Origin of the sequence: Halalkalibacter oceani, assembly GCF_040544555.1 — a bacterium.
Lineage (GTDB): Bacteria > Bacillota > Bacilli > Bacillales > Bacillaceae_D > Halalkalibacter > Halalkalibacter oceani.
In genome coordinates this window covers 23,246-42,445 of record NZ_JBEPKD010000017.1, presented here as the reverse complement: position 1 = coordinate 42,445, position 19,200 = coordinate 23,246, and the positions used below count along the sequence as shown (strand labels likewise).

The following is a 19,200-nucleotide window of genomic DNA, read 5'->3' as shown; positions in this document are numbered from 1 at the left end:
AAACGATTATGATCAGATAAGAACAAATTGATTATGACAACATGGCTGGTGGACACTATTAATAAATATATTCGTAAATTCAAATTTTTATTAATCCGTTTGTTACGCATTAAAGATAATGCCCATCACATTGCAATTGGTTTTACTGCCGGTCTGTTAATTAATTTCGTCCCTTCGTTCGGAATTGGCCCGATTATCTCCATTGCCAGCGCCAAACTTGTAAGGGGAAATTTAACGAGCGGTTTCATCGGCGGCATATCAATTATTTGGGCGTTCCCGCTCTTGTTTTATTTAAATATGGTCGTGGGAGAAAAGCTCATTCCTATTGAGCTTGATGAATTAGGTGAAAGTATTGAGGAGACGGTAGAAGTCCTGAAAGTAGGCGTCCGAATCGGCAAGGCTTTTTTTATTGGGATGTGTATGAATATGCTCGTATTTGGTCTCATTATCTATTTCCTGACGTATACGATTATTAAACGCTATCGCAAAAGCGCGCTCACATTTCTCACAAAGAAATGGAAAGTCCCCAAGTCATCATAGTCAGCTGTCACGCTACTACAAAGGAGAATCATCTTATGTCAACCGTGATTAGACAGATTATCTTTACGTCCAATCAAAGGAATCGAAAAGTGATGTGGCTTGGAACTTTTTTCTTTGTTCTCTTATTATTAGCCTGTGTCGCGATCTACCATTATCTTAAGCCATTGCCGGCCGGGCTTTCCTATGAGAGCGAGGTCCATCACATTGAACATATTGAATTCCTTTATGACTTGACTTATATGAAGGAAGGCGTCCCTTATCAGGAACAAAGGATCTTTCAAAAAATGAATACGATGATTGAGGAAGCTGAGGAGTTTATTCTGCTTGATATGTTTCTCTTTAATGAAGAGTATGACAGCTCGCTTGAATTCCCTGCGCTCTCTCAATCTATCACCAGCCTGCTAGTAGAAAAAAAGCAGCAGCAGCCGGATCTTGATATTATCTTTATTACGGACCCGATCAATACGTTTTACGGCTCATACGCATCGCCGCTGCTCAGCGCGCTGGAGCAGCAAGGAATAGACGTCATCATCACCGACCTGACGAAGCTGCGTGATTCAAACCCCGCTTACTCCGGCGTTTACCGCAGCCTTTTTCAATGGTTCGGCACAAAGGGAGACGGCTGGCTGCCAAACCCATTCAGCGATGTGGCTCCGCCTGTCACCCTGCGTTCATATTTGCAGTTAGTCAATTTTAAAGCGAATCATCGCAAAATCATCGTGACGGAGAAACAGGCGATGATCAGCTCAGCCAATCCACATGATGCGAGCAGCTATCACTCCAATATTGCGTTCGTCGTCGAAGGCAACATTTTGCGTGACATTATTGAGACGGAGCGCGCCGTCGCCCAAAGCAGCGGCTATCGTGGCTCTCTGCTTGACCGGCTTGAGCTACCCCCTTCCCCTCCTGCTGACGAAGGCTATCAGCTCCAGCTTGTAACGGAGGGAAAAATCAAACAGCATTTGCTGGCAGAGATCAAGGCGACCACAGACGGTGATGCGATTACAATTGGCGCCTTTTATCTTTCTGATCGCGACCTGCTCGCAAGCCTGCTTGCCGCCTCAAAACGCGGCGTTGACGTGAAATTGATTCTCGATGCCAATAAAGATGCGTTCGGCCATGAAAAGAACGGAATTCCTAATCGTCCTGTTGCGGCAGAGCTGAAGAAAAAGTCAAAGGACCGCATTATGATTCGCTGGTACGACACACACGGCGAGCAGTACCATAGCAAGCTCGCTTTGATTGAAAAAGCAAAAGAAGAAGAAGGAATCGTTATCGGTGGCTCCGCCAATTTCACCAAGCGTAATCTGGACGATTTCAACCTCGAAACCGACGTGAAAATCACCGGCCCAATTGACGAAGGCCTGATCGCGGAAGTCGCCAATTATTTTGAGACGTTATGGACAAATGAAACGGCAAGCTTCACCCTCGATTATGAAGCCTATGCCGATCACTCCACCCTCGCCCATCTCCTCTACCGCTTTCAGGAATGGAGCGGCTTCTCGACATTTTAAGAGGCTGGACAAAAGGTTGTTTTTTTACCTTTTTGTCCAGCCTCTAAGCAATGAGCGGCGCCACTGCAAAGTTTTAAAGTCTGCTAGAAACGGGGTTCTTCTTGCAGACGGGCAGCGGGCAGAGCCATTGAGAGCTGATTCTCCCACCCAAAGGCGGGGTTTGCTCGGGCTTCCTCGGCGCCCGGGGGAGGACACTTCACCTCCCCCTTTTTAAAATCTTGCGCCGCTCCGCCCTAACCTTGCCGCGCTCTCCCGACTTTAGCAGCGGCTTCGTTCGCTACTCGCCCGGAGAGGAGAAACCCGCTCCTCTCCGGGCTTTTTAAAAACGGTAGCGACTTCGCTCACTGCTTCGGCTGATCCTCCCAAAACCGGGGAGGATCAGCCTGTATTCACGAGTCCGGCGGCGATGCCGCTGATGGTGAGGAGGACTTCGGTGAGGAGTTCGTCTGATTGCTCGTCGGATTCTCTCATTTTTTGAATCAGGTTGACCTGCAGGAAGTTTAGCGGGTCGACGTATGGATTGCGGCGGTGCACTGATTCCTGAATGTTAGGTGTGTGATCAAGCAGCTGCTTGCTGCCGGAAATCTTCAGCAATACGTCTTCTGTCCGCTTGTACTCGGCTTGAATATCATCAAAAATCCGGTTGGCCATCGCTTCATCCTCGACGAGTGTAATATACTCCTTCGCTGTCGATAGATCAGCCTTCATCAGCGCCATTTGCAAATTATTGACCGTTGACTGGAAGAACGGCCATTTTTGATACATCTCCTGCAGCAATGTAAGATTTTCGTCGCTCTTGGCAGCAAAAGCTTCAAGTCCAGTTCCCGCCGCATACCAGGCCGGAAGCATTTGCCGGCATTGCGTCCAGGCAAACACCCACGGAATCGCGCGCAAGTCCTCGAAACGTTCACTGTTTTTGCGGCTCATCGGCCGTGAACCGATATTCAGCTCACCAAGCTCTCTGAGCGGCGTTGCCTGCTTGAAATAGGTGAGGAAATCCGGATCACCGAACACGAGCTGCTGGTATTTCTTGAGCGAATGCCGGGAAATTTCCTCCATCGCCTCTTCCCATGCTTTTTCACGGAAATGACGCGGTTCTGCTTCATTGCTCACTTTAGCCGACGCTGACAAGAGCGCGGATGCCGCTTGTTCGAGGTTCCGGTAAGCGATATCCTCAAGCAAATAACGCGAGGAAAGCACTTCGCCCTGCTCGGTAATTTTCACGCCGTCGCCGAGCGTTTCCACAGGCTGGGAGAGAATGCTGCGGTAAAGTGGACCACCGCCCCGGCCGAGCGATCCGCCTCTTCCGTGGAAAAACTTCAGGCGAATGTTGAAGTCCTTCGCCATTTCATGAATTTCCTGCTGCGCTTTAAAGAGCTTCCAGTTCGCCGTCAGCGTCCCGCCATCCTTGCTGCCGTCCGAGTAGCCAAGCATAATTTCCTGATGATTCCCGCGCTGCTCAAGATGCTTTTTGTACACATCCATCTCAAACAACTGCTTCATAATATGCGGTCCGGCAATCAAGTCATCAACGGTCTCCAAAAGCGGCGCGACATGCAGCCCGCTCTCAACCGTGCCGTCGGCGTGCAAGCGATAAATTCCCGCCTCCTTCGCCAAAACAAGCACCTCCAGCAAATCGCTCGCTGATTGCGTCATGCTGACGAGGTATACTTCAATCGAGCGGCTGCCAAATTCCTGATGCGCCTTTTTAATCATTTGGAACACTTTAAAAATTTCCTGCGTCTCTTTTGAATAATCTTCCTGAAGCAGCATTAAAGGCCGCGGCTCACTTAGCACCTGCTTCAAAATACGAACCTTCTCGTCTTCGTCCAGGCCGGCATAGTTGTCACAAAGGTTGACGACACGTAAAATTTCTCCAATCGCCAATTCATGCTCGCCGCTATGATTCCGAATATCGAGCGTCGCCAGATGGAAGCCAAACAGTTGGACTTGCCGAATGAGCTTGCGCAATGTTTTCAGCTTGCGTCCGGATGGCTGATGCTTTTCAGCACTTTCTTGAACCTGTTGGAGATCTTTTAGCAGCTCCTCGGCTGATCGATAGCCGGCAGCCGATTGGCCGACATGGCGCAGACGCTTAAGCATAACAGCAAATTTCCGCCGGTAAAGCTCGGCTTCAATCGGCCATGCTTCCCCTTCCTCCAAATAAGTGTTCTCTTCACGTTCAATCGCAGAAAGAAATTCCGGCTGAAGCTCGACGCGCATCGTCGACTGGCTGAAGCGCCGCATCAGTTCGATCACCGCTTCCTCATACTTATCCAAAACGAGCCTGCGCTGCAGCTTTAACGTTTCCCATGTTATTTCAGGCGTAACGTTCGGGTTGCCATCACGGTCCCCGCCAATCCAGGAGCCGAAATGGAGAAAATTCGGTACATTCCAAGCATGTCCAGGAAAATAGTGATCCAATTGCGTCTCCAATTCCTGATGAATGTCCGGCAGCACATCAAATAGTGTTTCCTTAAAATAATAAAGCCCATTTTTCACTTCATCGAGCACGGTCGGCTTCCGTTGCCGCAATTCATTCGTTTGCCACAATGCCGTTACTTCATTAAACAGACTTTCATCCAGTCTCTCTTTCTCTTTTTTCGTCAGCAACGGATGGTCAAACTGCTGCAAAATAAGCGAAATTCTTTTCTGTGTCTCCAGCACCGTCCGCTTCGTCGCCTCCGTCGGATGAGCTGTCATAATCAGCTCAATTGACAGGTCATCAAGCACTTCCTGTACTTGCTGATCAGGTAGGCCGTACTGCTTGACCGCCAGGACAGCCTCTTCCAGGGAAAACGGCTGAACCCCTTCCTCATCCTGGAGCTGATACTCACGCCGACGGCGAATCCGATGCGTCTGCTCGGCAATATTCACTAAATGAAAGTAAATCGAAAATGCCCTGATCACCTGCTGACGCTCCGGCGGCACGAGTGTCTGAATTTGCGCCTTCAGTGCCTCATACGCATCCTGATTGTAGCTCTGGCGCAACTGTTTCGCCGCTGTGCGAATATCTTCCACTTTATTAAAAAGAGACTTCCCGCCATGATGGACTAAAATCTCTCCTAAAATGCTTCCTAATTTGTTAACATCACGCCGTAATAACGCATTATGATCCGCAGTTTCTACCATTTTCTCTCCTCCTAAGCAAAGCTTTTTCTTTCTGAATATAAAGGGACATAATAAGTCCCTTTAGGACAAAAAACGTCCCTTAATGAGTACAAGACTCGTTATTGTTTATTATCATACTGAAACAACTGACAAAAATCAATTATTTCTGACTAATCGCACAAGCTCTTGGGAAGCACGCTGCTGTAAAGAAGAGAAGTCACCCTTTTTTACAGCAGATTCGCGATGTAGATGACGACCGGGATTGACACTAGCGACAGCAGAGTCGAATAGACCGTCGTCACGACAGCCGATTCTTCGTCATTCGTGTAACGAGCGATCAATACCGTTGCCAGCATAAAGGTTGGCATCGCCACTTGGATATACGTAATTTGCTTCAAAAGGTCAGAAATAGAAAGCGTTTGCAACAAGCCGATTAAGACGAGTGGAATGACGACAAGCTTCATCGTCACGGAAGCCGTAACAAAGCGAGCTGCGACTTTCCTTTGCTTATTCCGCAAAAATCCCGGAATTAACAGGCCGATATAAATCATCGCCAGTGGCGCTGCTAAATTGGCTAAAAAGCCGGCCAGATCTTTTGCAACAGCTGGCGGCTGATAATTAATCATCGCCATTGTTAGTCCAATCATAATCGCGATAAACGGAATATTAACAAGGGCCTTCAGCTGCCGGAATGAGAAAACCCGCCCCTGCTGAAGCAGCATAATCACTAAGGAAAATGTGACAACATCAAGCGCCGAATCAAAAATCGCCGCCAGCAGTCCGCCGACCGGTCCGAAAATTTGCGCGCAAAGCGGTATGCCGATAAAGCCGGTATTGCCAATTCCGGCCAGCACAGCCAGCTTTTTCGCTTCCAGCGAGCGAAAGCCGAATAAATATGCAGCTCCCCAGCCAAGCAGAATACCGATCGTGTTAAGCGAAACCGAAAGCAGAAAAATCGTCAGCATATCCGCCAGCAGCTCATTTGTAATCTCCGTATTGAAAATTCCGTTAAAAATAATCGCCGGAACAGCGACATTGACGATAATCGTCATCAACAACTGCTTCGCCTCAAGTGTAACAGCCAGCCTTGAGCCAATCAGCACGCCGATCAGAATAATAATCGCCATTAATGAAATCGAGGTTAGGATAATCGTAATGTCCACGCTGCTTACCCTTTCTGCCTTTAATCCTTTACGCAGGCCTTTACACACTGCTTGAGGATGCCGCAAAGGGGTACCTCACCCTTTACGACATCCTCACATTGACTGTCAGCTTTTTGATTCTTTTACTATATCATTCTTTCATTCACTTGCCTAGCTCACATGCTTCCGCCAACAACTCAACCAAATGAACAACTTTCACCTTCCCAGCCAGTCCTTCCCGCTCCACCCCTACTTTCATTTGCAGGTGGCAGCCCGGATTTGTCGTCACAATCAGTTCTGGCTCGGTCTCCTTCACATGCTCCATCTTCTGATCGAGTATTTTCATTGATTCATCAAAATGAACCAAATTATAAATCCCCGCTGATCCACAGCACATATGAGGCTGCTTATGCTCTTTATACGTAATGCCTGGAATCGAGGTTAAAAGGGCTAAAGGAGCGGCAGTATTTTTTTGGACATTCGTCATATGACAGGAAGGCTGGTATGTCACAACCTTATTCACTTCCTTTTTCATTGGCAGCTCAAGCTCTGCCAGCAAATAACTGATATCCTTATTCTTAGCAGCAAAGGCTTTCGCCCGCTCGTACCATTCAGGCTCATCTTCAAATAAATGATCGTACTCGACGAGCATCGCCCCACAGCCGCCGATGCTGTTAATGACGAAATCAAACTCATACTGTTCAAAGGCGGCAATGTTTTTCTTGGCAAGCTCCTTCGCAATTTCGCGATCCCCACTGTGATTTTGTAAAGCACCGCAACAGGTCTGCTCTTCGATTAAGACGACTTCGCAGCCGCTTTCCTGTAACAGCTTCATGCTTGCATCATTGATCTCGGCAAACATCGTATCCATTATGCAGCCTTTAAAAAAACCGACGCGATAGACCGGTTCACCCTGCGGCTTCAGCTCCATTGGCCGCTTTTTCTTCCGCCCGGGACTCGCGACAGTCGGCGTCACTCGTTCAAAAGCCGCCAGCCTTTCGGGAAAGAGCTTTAGCACACCGAGCTTTTGCGCAACTTTTTGCAAGCCGGTTTGCTGATAAAAGCGGAGTCCGTAGCCGGCAAGATCAAGCAGTCGCTCGTTTGGAAATGTGTGCTTAAACACCGCTTCATTGGCGAGGCGGATCCGCTTCGATTGCTCGTATTTTTCCTTTTGCAGCACGGCCTTCGCCGATTCGAGAATTTTCCCATATTGAACATTGGTCGGGCAGACTGTTTCACAGGCCCGACAGCCGAGACAAAGGTCGATCGGCTCCTTTAACGTATCAAGCGACACCTTGCCCTCGGCGGCCATCTTAACGAGATTGATCCTGCCGCGCGGCGAATGCGTTTCCTTTTCCATCGACTGATAGGTCGGGCAATCGGGGAGACAGTAGCCACACTGGACACAGCTAAACGTTTCATGATAGGCGAGTTCTGTTTGATAGCTCTGCTTACTCACTGCGCAACACGAACCTTTGACCTTCTTCAGGGAAGATTTTCCCCGGATTTAAAATATTATCCGGATCCCAGCTTTGCTTCATTCGCTTCATCATCTCCAGCCCCACCTTTCCTAATTCAAGCTCCATAAACGGTGCCTTCATCGTGCCAATGCCATGCTCCCCGGACAACGTCCCTCCCAATTCAATCGCCGCCTGAAAAATTTCTTCAACCGCCTGCTCGACGCGGCGCATCTCCTCCTGATCACGCTGGTCGGCAATAATATTCGGATGGAGGTTGCCGTCGCCGGCATGCCCAAAGACGACGAGGTCAATTTGATATTTGGCGCGAATCTCCTTTAACCGTTTGAACATATCTGGAATTTTGCTGCGCGGCACGGTCGCATCCTCAGAGATCTTTGTCGGTTTCAGCCGGACGATTGCCGGTGAAACGAGCTTGCGGGCCTTCCACAGCTCCAGCGCCTCAGCAGCGTTGCGCGCCACCTTGACTTCCCGCGCCCCGACTTCAACACAAATCGTCTGCACGCGCTCGATTTCTTCTTTAATCGCCTGCGGATGACCATCCAGCTCAATTAAAACGATTGCTTCAATATCGGTCGGCAAACCGAGCGGCTGGTAGTCTTCAACAGCCTGAACGGAAGCCTGATCCATAATCTCCATTTTCGCCGGCATAATTCCTGAGCTTAGCACCCGCGAGATCGAGCTGCCTGAATCGACAATATCATCAAAAACAGCCATCAAGGTTGCCGTCGCCGGCGGCTTCGGAATGAGGCGCAAAATCGCTTCGGTAATCACGCCCAATGTCCCTTCAGAGCCGACGATGAGCTTGGTCAAATCATATCCTGTCACATTTTTCACCGTACGCCCGCCTGTCCGAATGACGTCTCCCGCGGCGGTCACAACTTCCAGTCCAATGACGTAGTCCTTCGTTACGCCGTATTTCAGTCCTCTCGGACCGCCGGCGTTTTCCGCTAAATTGCCGCCAATCGTCGAAACATTGGAGCTGCTCGGATCAGGTGGATACATCAGTCCAAACTGATTAGCCTTCTCGTTAATCGCCGCTGTTTTGACACCGGGCGAGACAATTGCCACCATATCATCCGGGTAAACATCCAGCCTGCTGTCCCACTGTGAAAAATCGAGCACGATTCCGCCTTTTACCGGCAATGGACCGCCGCTTAAGCTTGTTCCCTGCCCGCGTGGGTATACTGGAATTTTATAAGCGCTCGCGATTTTCATAATCGCCTGTACCTCCGCTGTTGCAAGCGGTTGCACAACGACCTCTGGAATATGAACGCCGAAGGAGGCGTCATAAGAATAACTTACGCGATCCTCCTCTTTCGTTAACACTCTGCTTTCATCAAGAACCTGCTTCAGCTGCTCAATGACCGCACCCTCTACCGTGCTTCTCATGCTTATCTCCCCCGTTTCTCCTCGTCTTGCAGTCGTTTATCGCCGAGCTTGAGCCGCGCCGTTTCTAAATGCTTCTTCATCGCTCGAGAGGCCGCTTCCGGCTCACGTCGGCGAATCGCCTCGAAAATCGCTTGATGCTCTTCAAACACACTTTTTCGCTTTAAACGCAAACCAACATTTTGCTTCAAGGAAAAGGTCATTGCTTTTTGATAAAGATCTGCAATGTTTTCCATCGTCTGAACGAAGAACGCATTTCCCGCCGCCCTGACAATCGTCTGGTGAAACTCGTAATCGACTTCACTTCCAATTGACTCCACATCATCGAGCATCTGCTCTTCTAAGCCTTGCAGCGCCCCGGCAAGCATCTCAATGTCCTCTCTGTTGTGCCGGACGGCCGCCAATGCCGCCGCTTCGGTCTCAATCGTTGTCCGCAGTTCAAGCAGATCATAAATTTGCTGTGCATCAATCATTTCCATCGTCATCGGCTCAAACATGTTGACCAGCTCTACTTTGCGGACCCAATTTCCGCCTCCCTGGCGCGACTCGACAATGCCGCTTGCCGCCAGAACGCTGATCGCTTCTCTGACCGGCGAACGGCTAACCTGAAACAGCTTGGCCAGCTCCGTTTCGGAAGGCAGCTTTGAATCAGCCGGGAATGTCCCATCTTTAATTAATGCTTTGATTTCATCTAAAATCTGTTCCGACATTTTACGCCGTTGAATAGGTGAAATGATGTCCATCCGCTTTCCACCTTCCTTAAATTCGTCTACTTGTATTACAAGTATACAACACATCATTTGATTTGCAACTCTTTTCTGAACATTCACTTCGATGTTTAGCTTTCGGCAAGCCGGGTATTTTTCTACCAAGGAGGCGATAAACATGAACCCATTCTATAAGGAATTTCAAAATGACGAAGACGTGATTCAAGCTGTAAGACGGTTGCAGGCTGACGGGGTCAAAGATGACGATATTTATGTGATCACCCATGACGATGACCGGACGAAGCGCCTGACCGAACAGGCCGAGGCAAATCAGGTTGGAACAAGTGAATTGGGAGTAGGAACCTCTATAAAAAATCTGTTTCGAAAACAAGGGGACGAGCTGCGCGCGCAATTCAAGGAGCTTGGCTTCTCCAAGCAAGAAGCAGAGCAGCTCGAAAAGAAACTCGATGCCGGCAAGGTGATCGTCGTTGTCAAAAACAAAACGGCGTCCATGAATCTATAGGTAGAAAAGGGGCAGGGCCAAAAGGAAAAACCTTTTGCCCTGCCCCTTAAGCAATGGACAGAACCGCCACGATCTTTTAAGTCCGGTGTGAGCTTTTTAATTAAATGAGGGCTGCCAGAAGGATCGTATTTCCTTTTGACAGCCCGATGTTTTTTGTTCAGCTTTATTATGCTAGCGCTGGCGACTGGCCGGATACGTACCACGCTTCTTCTGATTCCGCTTCGCCATCCATTTCTTCACAAATGGGTAAGCAATCACGCCCCATTTGACCAGCTTCGATAATTTCCCCATCACAACAGCCTCCTATGCTCGTTTCCCTTGTTATTCCCTGCTTTCTGCAAAGCTAAACAAACGATGAGCCCTCACGCCAAGGCGAATTTCCGGATCGCGACGGCTACTCCATCATCAAGATTCGTCTCCGTCACCCAATCAGCGGCATCCTTGACGACCTGCTGGGCATTTCCCATCGCCACCCCACAGCCGGCCGCTTTGATCATCGCTAAATCATTTAAGCTGTCGCCCATCGCCATCACATTCTCCATCGTAAAGCCAAGGCGCTCGCATACCTTTTCAATCGCCGCGGCTTTATTGACACCGGCCGCATTGATTTCCAGATTCGTTGGGCTGGAATTGCTAATTTCCAATGCTTTATTTTTTTTCAGCTCTTCGAGAATGATGTTTCGCACCCGGTCATCCTCAATGTCGAAGCCGAACTTCATCCATTGATAATGGGAAAGATCCTCTGGAAACGGCTCGCGCCACACTTGATCAACCGTAGCCGCCCAGCATGCTGTCTCGTATTTATTTTTTAACGACCACATTTGTTCAATATGCTCCAGATCGAGCAATTGGCGCTCAAGCAGATTGCCTTCCCCATCCCAAATTTCGCTGCCGTTCACCGTAATTAAGTATGTACCAAGCTCAAGTGAGGCGACAAGATCGCCACAGGACATCCGGGTTCTGCCCGTGCTAATGACGATGTGAATTCCGTGATCGCGCGCTTCCCGAATCGCCTCGCGGTTCCCGTCCGAAATGTCCTGCCGGTCATTTAGCAAAGTACCATCCATATCAATCGCGATAAGCTTAATGTTCTTTGTCATGATTTCATCTCCACCTCTGCTCCATTTGCTTCTATTCTAACAGAAAAAAATAAACAGGATAAGAAAACCGCGTAATGGCTTTTTTATTTAGCAGGGTTTGGCTCTTCGCCCTCCCGCGATGGGGGGCGCGCTTTCCGCAGGCGGGCGTTGCACCTGAAGGGGCTCGAAAAAAAGTTCCATGCTCACGATGCTTGCGTAGCGGCTTTTCTATACTAAAAAAGAAGAGATGCGACGGTTACCCAATCGCGATCTCTTCCTTTATCTTCGCTTTATCGGCCGCAGTCAGTCGCGGACAAGTGACGCACTTCCGTTTCGCCTGTTCCGTCTGATAGTAAAGACAGCAGGTCGGCTTCATCCGCTTCATGACTCCAGGCTCCGATAGGCTTTCTACAAGCCGATGCGGGAAGTCCAATGCGTTTTTCCGGCTGGCAAACAGGGCTGGATCGGCATCCTTCATCAGCCACTGAAAGTCCCGTTCAATCCGTTCCGCTTCCTCATCATCCCCTGCAAGCGACAACCCGACCGTTTTGCCATATTCCAGCCCGGCGGCAAGCTGACCCCACAGCTCGCGCGGACGAATGTCAACAGCTTGCGAGAAAGTCGTCACAACAGGAGTGAGAAGATTGTGGATCATCTGCTCAATTTCAGTACGCCGCCATTCATCCGTACGCGGCCCCTCCTGCCAGTTAAGCGAATTGATTTTGAACACCATCCCATCTACCTGATAAGTATCATCCCAATAAAATTGCGCGCTTAGCGAAGCCGGCGTCATCGGCAAAAGGAGATGATGGCGGGCAAGCATCGTCACAATTCCAGCAGCGGCAATCCCCAGCTTACTGCAAAAATAGGTTGCCGGCGGATGGGGCGTCAATGCTTTAATTTGTTTTCCGTATTTATGTAAAAAAGCTTTTGCTTCCTCCTGCAGAAGCAGCTGCTCAACGACAAATTCCTGATGAACGACTGGCTGATCTTTTGTATAGAGAAAAAAACGCGCTTCTAATTCAGCAACCATTTGATTGTAGTCCACATTCTTTCTCTCCCTTTATCATGTTTCCGTCCCGGCGGACAGGTAATTAAAATCAATAATCATTCTCAACTAAAGTATACGCGCCTGCAGCAAAAAAAGTCAACTGAATTCAGTTGACTTTCAAAAAAGACAGACTATGTCTAAAGGTCAAACAGCTTTTTTCACGCGCCCTACTTACTTTGATCTGACAAGCCATTTAAATAGACGATCGCTCCCTTTCGACCAAGTCCTTTTATTTGTTGAAGTGTGCCGAGGACATTTTCAGAGCTTCCCTCCCTTTCAACCTGGAGAAGCAGCTCTCTGACAACGACCTTTTTATTCGTTACCGGAGAGATCAAAATGTCTTCCCTCATAATACCAAAGGACTCCTGTAAATATTGCTCGAGCATTTCATCCCTCCTCATAAGTGTCATTCAGGTCGTCTGGCTATAGTGTAGCGGGCGCGCTCTGCTTTCATCAACTTCTATGTGAGATAATCTCCCTTGAAATCTCTATTCAATCTCAACGAGCAGAGCATTGCCGTTCTCTGCAACTTTCACATAAGCATATTCCGCTTCCGATTCAGCTTCACTCCCGCTGCCTTCTTCAATAAAGTAGCTTTCGATCCCGAACGAAAAGCGGTCATAGCCCGTCGCTTTCCCATTCATCAGCACATCCTCCTCCTGCAGCGTATACGGCTGATTATATGCGCCATTCTGCTGGTAAATGCCTGTATAATGGTAGACGTTCTGGTCGTCAGGAGACAGAACGAGCTTCAGCTTCTCCCCTCGTTGCATCTTCCCCTCCAGCTCAGGAATATGCGAGATCGAGAATTGCAAAGTCAGATAATCTCCCTGCAAGAGCGAGCGGGGATCAAGCGGTTCCAGTTCAAGCTTGATCAAGCTTCCATTGGCAAGCTGCCGTTCATACTGCGCATACTGAAAGCCGATAAAAGCAAGCTGTAAGCATATAACAACGACCAGCGCCCATTGATTGGCAAAATGAGCCGGTGGCAAGTCGTCCCTCTCTTCCTTCCTCTTTCGGTCAAGCATAATCGCGACAGCAAGCAACAGCAGGCCGAGCAGGAACAAGGCGACTGATTTGTGAAGCAGCCTCCAGACGAGGTCGTAATATTTATAAAAAAGAAAGGCGAACCAAAATACGAGCACCGTCCGTGCGAGTACCTGCTCATTGCTTCGGACAAAACGGAAGCCGAGGTAAGTCGTCACGGCAAAAAACAGCGCATTATACAAATAATAGGCCGACGGGGGTGATGTCGTTAAAAAGGTCAGTACAAAGCCGAACAGCAAGCTGTATAGCATCGCCTGCACGGTCAGCCTTTTTTTCAACAGCGGCTCCTTCAGCAGCAGACGGCCAGCCAGCGCTAGCAGATTGAGCCCAACCATCAGCCACATGATCGCTTCGGTTGAACGATCAGGCCAGAATATGAACAGAAGAACCACGTTAGTCGCTCCATAAAGAAGCAGATCCATCCAGACGCTTTCCTCTTTATACCATAGCAGCAAAAGCAGCAGGACACTGACGAGCGCCAAATAAGTCGGGACATCCCAGACAAAGGCGAGTGTAAGAAGGACGCCTACATGAACGATCGTATGACGCCATACTTCCTCCAATCTTTTGCCAAAGATCAGCACCGTTACCAAAAGAGCGGCTGCAAGAAGGACATACAAAGCTGAAAGCAGCGATTGGGCCACCATCGTCATCAGGCCGATGAATGCGGTGGTCGCCACGACAGCACTAACCGTGCTGACGGCGTGGACGATCAGACTTTGCCACCAGCGTACCTCCTGATTCTTTTGCTTTTCATAAACATTCCGCAGCTTTTTTATTACAAAGCCTGCCGCAAAAACAGTCAGCCCGGCAAGCAGCAAAATAAGAACAAAAAACAGCTCAGACCCGTGCTCGAGCATCCAGAGAATCGCTTTCGCCGCCACGTAAACCGCCACACTGCCAACCGTAAGCAGCAATAGAACGCGGTTTGGCCTTTTCTTCCAAAGCCAATACAAGAACACGATCGAAACAAGCAGATAAAGGCTGTTAAGCAGATAGGTGTACGATTCAAACACCCAGCGCATCGTTATCACTAGCCAAATGAGCTGACTGACGAGATAGGACAAATACGATAAAGCGCGATAAGGACTTTGCCTTGCTTCAAGCCCTAGGCCGAGTAAAGCGTTACCTAACGCTAGGCAAACAAGCCACGCAACCAGCTCTCCTTCAGAGCGGTAAATCGCAACAGAGCTAGGAAATAAGAAAAAACCGATGGTCGCATGCAGCAGCATATAAGATAAAAGATAAAAAGATTGCAGTTTCGTCAATACCGCAAATAAAAAAGCCGGCGCAAGCCAGACGAGAAACAAAAGATAACTGTCCGCATGTGAATTGTACATTTGACCAAGCAAGGCAACGCTAACGCCAAAGGCGATAACGCCTCCAAGTAAAAACAGCTTTCCGACAAATGGGCGCCATGGCAGGCGATAACGAAAGAAAAACGCAATGCCGTAGAAGCCAAGCAGCAAGAGCGTGATCAAGCTGATTTTGCTTCCGTGCCCGAGCGCGCTCCAATTCGCGGCAAAAAAATAAACAACAGCAGCCACTAAAAGCGAAACGCCAAAGAGGTATGCCAGATCAATGATGCGGGAATGACCCAATCTCTGTTGCTCCTGATCCATTCTGATTCCCTCCTTTTTTCTTTTATTGTACTCCATTTCAATCAGTGTGTGGCAAAACTTTTATACCGGGGCTAGGCGGAACAGGATTCCGCTATTGCTCATTTTTACGCATTTCTTCGCAAACAAGAGGAACGAGATTCCGTTCATAAACCAAAACAAGCGATCAGTCCCCCTTGCAGCAATCAATAGAGGAATGACGTTCCTTTTCTATCAATAAAAAGGGCAGTGCAAGCCGGATAACGGAATGAGGTTCCTCTTTCACTGCCGCATTTCCCCCGCTAACTCTCAGTCTTTCGTCCAGCCCTCGTTCTCATTCATTGATTGTCCGTTTATCAAATCGCAAACGAGAAAAAAAGGATGCCTTAAAGGGCGATTTTCCCTTTTTAAGACATCCCGAAACAGCAAATCAATCGAGCTGCTGAAAGCTTTTATGTTAAGCGCCGGGCAAGCCCGGATTCATCTCTAAACAAATGACATCCACCTTCTCGCCTGCTCGCAGCTTCTCCGTTCGCGGCGGGACGACGAGCAGGGCGTTCGCTTCGGCGAGAGACGACACGATCCCCGACTTTTCCAGCCCAACCGGCGTGACAGAAAGCGTCGCGTCCTCCAGCGTCAACCTTGCCCGGACAAAGCGGGCAAACTCGTTCGGCCGGCCGAGATCCGTTGTCAACAGCGCTGCTGCTTTGCGAAGATGTGGTGTTGATGAACCTAAATAGGTTTTGACAATCGGACGGACAAACAGTTCAAAGCCGACAAAGCAGGCTGATGGATTGCCGGACAAGCCGAAAAACCATTTATCGCCAACTGTCGCTACCGTCGTGACACTGCCGGGCCGCATTTCAACTTTATTAAACAGCACTTCGGCCTGAAGCTTGTCCAAAATCGCCGGCACATAATCAAAATCGCCGACTGACACGCCACCGGTGGTGATGACATAGTCGACTTCTTTCAGCGCCCCGACAACCGCCGCGTAGCTTTGATCGAAGTCATCGACGAGAATCCCGTAATAGCGCGGAATCGCGCCTGCCTGCCGAATCTGCGCCTCAAGCATCGGTGAATTGCTGTTTCGGATCTTCCCCGGAGCAAGCGGTTCATCGACGGAAACAAGCTCGCTTCCCGTCGCAAACACACCGATCACCGGCTGCTGAAAGACGTTGATTTCGCCGTAGCCAAATGTCGCCAGCAAGGCGATTTCTCCCGCTGCCATTTGTCTGCCGGCTTCAAGCAGAACCGTGCCCTCCTTCATATCCTCGCCGCGCCGGATAATGTTTTCTCCCGCCGCCACCGGTGAAGTGACCTCAATCACCGGCTGGTCCCCTTCCAGCGTTTCGGTCACATGCTCCAGCATAATCACCGCATCGGCGCCTTCCGGGATCGGCGCTCCGGTCATAATCCGCACCGCTTTTCCACCGACCACCGGCTGGGTGGCGACATAGCCGGCGCCGAGCGTTTCGACAACCACAAGCCGCCGCGGCGTATCCGGTTCTGCGCCCTTCGTATCTTGCGCTTTAATCGCAAAGCCGTCTACCGGCGAACGATCGAAAAAAGGCACATCATGCGAGGCGACGATATCCTCCGCGAGAGATCGTCCTTGCGCCTCCGCGAGCGAAATACGCTCTGTCGCTCCTGTCTTGACACGCTCCATAATCCGTCTAATTGCTTCATCTACAGGAATGCTCTGCCGAATTTCTACCATCTTCCCGCCCCTTTACCCGCCGCTTACCGGCGAAATGATGGCAAGTGTATCGTCATCACTGAATGTTTCGCTCAACTCGGCATATTCCTCATTTTTCGCCCAGATCACCTGCTCCAGATCAGCGCTTACTTCAGGATGCTGTTCAATCAGCCATTCACGCACTTCGGCGATTGTGTTCAGCTCCGGATCAATCGTTAAAGCATCTGTCTCCAGCTTTTCTTTTATTGATGCAAATAGCAATAAACTTGCCATTATTCCACCTCCGGCTGCCCAGTTTTGTAATAGGTTGTTTCTTTTTGGTCACCAACCCAAAATTCCCCGTTTTCCCAATGCTCTTTTTTCCAAATTGGAACAATTTCCTTGATGCGCTCAATCGCGTAGCGGCTCGCTTCAAATGATTCCGCCCGGTGCGGAGTCGCGACGGCAATGACGACGGCAATATCTGAAATCTCAAGCCGGCCGACACGATGCGAGATCGCCACTTCTGCTCCCGGCCATTTTTCCTTGATTTCAGCTCCGACCTTTTGCAGCTGTTTGACCGCCATCGCTTCATAGGCCTCATAAATTAAATATAATGTCTTTTTTCCTTTTGTCAGTTCACGAACGGTTCCAATAAACGTATTCACCGCTCCGGCGTTGGCGTGCACAACCTTTGCCACAACGGCCTCAATCGAGATTGGTTCTGCTGTAATCTCAAATAAAGATGTTGTCAAAGATAAACCTCCTCTGCTGTCTCTTCCTGGCAAAGCTTACCCGCCAATTCGTGACATTTCGACTTTTTTCTTTCTTTTTTTCGTTTGGCTTAAACGCTCCTCTGAATAACGGTCTGTTCGCCCGTTCCAAATCTCGCGAATCCGCTCCTTTACCCGCTCATCATCGGCTTGTTCTCGTAAAGCCGGTAACAGATCATGGCCCTTGGCGGCAAATAAACAATTGTACATTTTGCCGTCGGCCGACACCCGGGCGCGGGAACAGGTCGAGCAAAACGCGTTCGTCACCGACGTGATCAGGCCGATTTCCGTCGTCGTTCCAGCATAACGGTAGCGCTTGGCGACTTCGCCGTAATACTCAGGTCCGACCGCTTCAAGCGGATGCTCGCGGTTGATCATTTCGACGATTTCCCGGCTCGGCACGACTTGATCCAGCTTCCAGCCGTTTGAATTGCCGACATCCATGAATTCGATAAAACGCAGCGTATGGCCCTTTTCGCGGAAATAGCGGGCCATCGGCATAATTTCCTGGTCGTTCACCCCTTTTTGCACGACCATATTAATTTTGACCTCAAGTCCTGCTTCAGCCGCTGCTTCAATCCCTTCGAGCACCGGACCTGTTCGAAAACCGCGGCCGTTCATCCGGCCAAACAACTCGTCATCAAGGCTGTCGAGGCTGACATTTACCCGCTTCAAGCCGGCTTTTTTCAGCGCTGTGGCATGCTTTTTTAATAGCACGCCATTTGTCGTCAGGGCGATATCGGTGATGCCGTCTATTTGCTCAATATCCGAAATAAGACCGGCAATTCCTTTGCGCAGCAGAGGCTCTCCCCCTGTAATCCGGATTTTGTTGACACCCAGCTCCGCAAAAGAACGAATGAGCCGCACCATTTCCTCAAAGCTCAGCAGCTCGCTGTTTGTCAAAAAGGGATAATCATTATCAAAAATCTCGGCAGGCATACAGTAGCCGCAGCGAAAATTGCAGCGATCTGTAACCGATATCCGTAAATCATGGAGAGGACGATTCAGCTTATCCACAATATGTTTTTTCATACGATCACCCTTCCTCCTGATAGCTTACTTATCTGACTGTCTTTCATAATCCCCGCTTTTTCCACCTGTTTTTCTCATAACATACGTCTGACCGATTTCCATTTCTTTATCGACAGCTTTGCACATATCATAGATCGTCAGTGCCGCGACACTGGCTGCCGTCAACGCTTCCATTTCAACACCGGTTTTTCCTGTCGTTTTGACAGTTGCTTCAATTATAACAACCGCATAGGTGTCAAAACGTTGGGGACGGAAGGTAATATCAATTCCCGTCAGCGGCAAGGGGTGGCACATCGGGATGATCTGCGCTGTATTTTTCGCCGCCATTACTCCGGCAATTTGCGCCACCGCAAACACATCACCTTTGCCGATTTCCTGCTTCTCTATTTTCTCAAGGACAAGCGGGGCGACTTTGATTTCACTTCGCGCAACCGCCGTTCTTTTCGTTTCTTTTTTCTCTGAAACATCGACCATTTTCGCCCGTCCTTGACTGTTAAAATGTGTGAACTCCATCATCCATCTCACTTTCTCTCATTTA

The 19,200-nt window shown here is 49.3% G+C and carries 17 protein-coding genes; 3 read left to right on the top strand and 14 right to left on the bottom strand.

The window, feature by feature from the left end; genetic code table 11:
• The first annotated feature begins 33 nt into the window (after positions 1-33).
• Together ABMB67_RS16430 and ABMB67_RS16425 are read left to right on the top strand one after the other, a co-directional pair.
• Entirely contained in the window at positions 34-540 is a 507-nt protein-coding gene (locus ABMB67_RS16430; protein ID WP_251222589.1) for a DUF2062 domain-containing protein, read from the top strand.
• A gap of 35 nt (positions 541-575) precedes the next feature.
• Positions 576-2,054: a phospholipase D family protein gene (locus tag ABMB67_RS16425; protein WP_354572729.1), complete on the top strand. Its 1,479-nt coding sequence runs from the start codon at positions 576-578 to the stop codon at positions 2,052-2,054.
• Between the two features lie 378 nt (positions 2,055-2,432).
• On the opposite strand, the gene ppc is transcribed toward ABMB67_RS16425, so the two are convergent.
• The 5 genes from ppc to ABMB67_RS16400 all read right to left on the bottom strand — a co-directional run bounded on the left by ppc (position 2,433) and on the right by ABMB67_RS16400 (position 9,917).
• Entirely contained in the window at positions 2,433-5,186 is a 2,754-nt protein-coding gene (ppc, locus tag ABMB67_RS16420) for a phosphoenolpyruvate carboxylase (RefSeq protein ID WP_354572728.1), read from the bottom strand.
• Positions 5,187-5,392: 206 nt separating this feature from the next.
• On the bottom strand, positions 5,393-6,328 hold the full coding sequence (locus ABMB67_RS16415; RefSeq protein ID WP_251222593.1) for an AEC family transporter: 936 nt from the start codon (positions 6,326-6,328) through the stop codon (positions 5,393-5,395).
• Positions 6,329-6,470: 142 nt separating this feature from the next.
• Positions 6,471-7,766, bottom strand: a complete 1,296-nt coding sequence (locus ABMB67_RS16410; protein WP_354572727.1) for a (Fe-S)-binding protein — start codon at positions 7,764-7,766, stop codon at positions 6,471-6,473.
• Positions 7,759-9,177 carry an FAD-binding oxidoreductase gene (locus tag ABMB67_RS16405; protein ID WP_354572726.1) on the bottom strand — a complete coding sequence of 473 codons (1,419 nt, stop codon included), beginning with the start codon at positions 9,175-9,177 and terminating at the stop codon, positions 7,759-7,761. The genes ABMB67_RS16410 and ABMB67_RS16405 overlap by 8 nt, the downstream gene beginning before the upstream one ends.
• Before the next feature lie 2 nt (positions 9,178-9,179).
• The gene (locus ABMB67_RS16400) at positions 9,180-9,917 is read right to left on the bottom strand and encodes a FadR/GntR family transcriptional regulator (RefSeq protein ID WP_354572725.1); all 738 of its coding nucleotides are present in this window, start codon (positions 9,915-9,917) and stop codon (positions 9,180-9,182) included.
• 142 nt (positions 9,918-10,059) lie between these two features.
• Here ABMB67_RS16400 and ABMB67_RS16395 point away from each other — a divergent pair, with 142 nt between their 5' ends.
• Positions 10,060-10,404 (top strand): YflT domain-containing protein, encoded by a 345-nt coding sequence (locus tag ABMB67_RS16395; RefSeq protein ID WP_354572724.1) that lies wholly within the window; start codon positions 10,060-10,062, stop codon positions 10,402-10,404.
• A gap of 362 nt (positions 10,405-10,766) precedes the next feature.
• Here ABMB67_RS16395 and ABMB67_RS16390 read toward each other — a convergent pair whose 3' ends face one another.
• The 9 genes from ABMB67_RS16390 to moaC form a co-directional block, all read right to left on the bottom strand.
• Complete coding sequence (locus ABMB67_RS16390; RefSeq protein WP_354572723.1) at positions 10,767-11,504, bottom strand: Cof-type HAD-IIB family hydrolase; 738 nt, start codon at positions 11,502-11,504, stop codon at positions 10,767-10,769.
• A gap of 235 nt (positions 11,505-11,739) precedes the next feature.
• Positions 11,740-12,531, bottom strand: a complete 792-nt coding sequence (locus tag ABMB67_RS16385) for a (2Fe-2S)-binding protein (protein ID WP_354572722.1) — start codon at positions 12,529-12,531, stop codon at positions 11,740-11,742.
• A 170-nt stretch (positions 12,532-12,701) separates the two neighbouring features.
• Entirely contained in the window at positions 12,702-12,920 is a 219-nt protein-coding gene (locus tag ABMB67_RS16380) for a hypothetical protein (RefSeq protein WP_354572721.1), read from the bottom strand.
• 102 nt (positions 12,921-13,022) lie between these two features.
• Positions 13,023-15,203, bottom strand: coding sequence for a GDYXXLXY domain-containing protein (locus ABMB67_RS16375; protein ID WP_354572720.1), 2,181 nt, complete (start codon positions 15,201-15,203; stop codon positions 13,023-13,025).
• Positions 15,204-15,636: 433 nt separating this feature from the next.
• Positions 15,637-16,899 carry a molybdopterin molybdotransferase MoeA gene (locus tag ABMB67_RS16370; protein ID WP_354572719.1) on the bottom strand — a complete coding sequence of 421 codons (1,263 nt, stop codon included), beginning with the start codon at positions 16,897-16,899 and terminating at the stop codon, positions 15,637-15,639.
• Positions 16,900-16,911: 12 nt separating this feature from the next.
• Entirely contained in the window at positions 16,912-17,151 is a 240-nt protein-coding gene (locus ABMB67_RS16365; protein ID WP_354572718.1) for a MoaD/ThiS family protein, read from the bottom strand.
• Positions 17,151-17,612, bottom strand: coding sequence for a molybdenum cofactor biosynthesis protein MoaE (locus tag ABMB67_RS16360; protein WP_251222604.1), 462 nt, complete (start codon positions 17,610-17,612; stop codon positions 17,151-17,153). Before ABMB67_RS16360 ends, ABMB67_RS16365 begins: the two co-directional genes overlap by 1 nt.
• 36 nt (positions 17,613-17,648) lie before the next feature.
• On the bottom strand, positions 17,649-18,662 hold the full coding sequence (gene moaA / locus ABMB67_RS16355; RefSeq protein WP_251222605.1) for a GTP 3',8-cyclase MoaA: 1,014 nt from the start codon (positions 18,660-18,662) through the stop codon (positions 17,649-17,651).
• A gap of 24 nt (positions 18,663-18,686) precedes the next feature.
• A complete protein-coding gene (gene moaC, locus ABMB67_RS16350) occupies positions 18,687-19,178 on the bottom strand; it encodes a cyclic pyranopterin monophosphate synthase MoaC (protein ID WP_251222606.1) in 492 nt (163 codons plus the stop codon).
• Between the last annotated feature and the right edge of the window lie 22 nt (positions 19,179-19,200).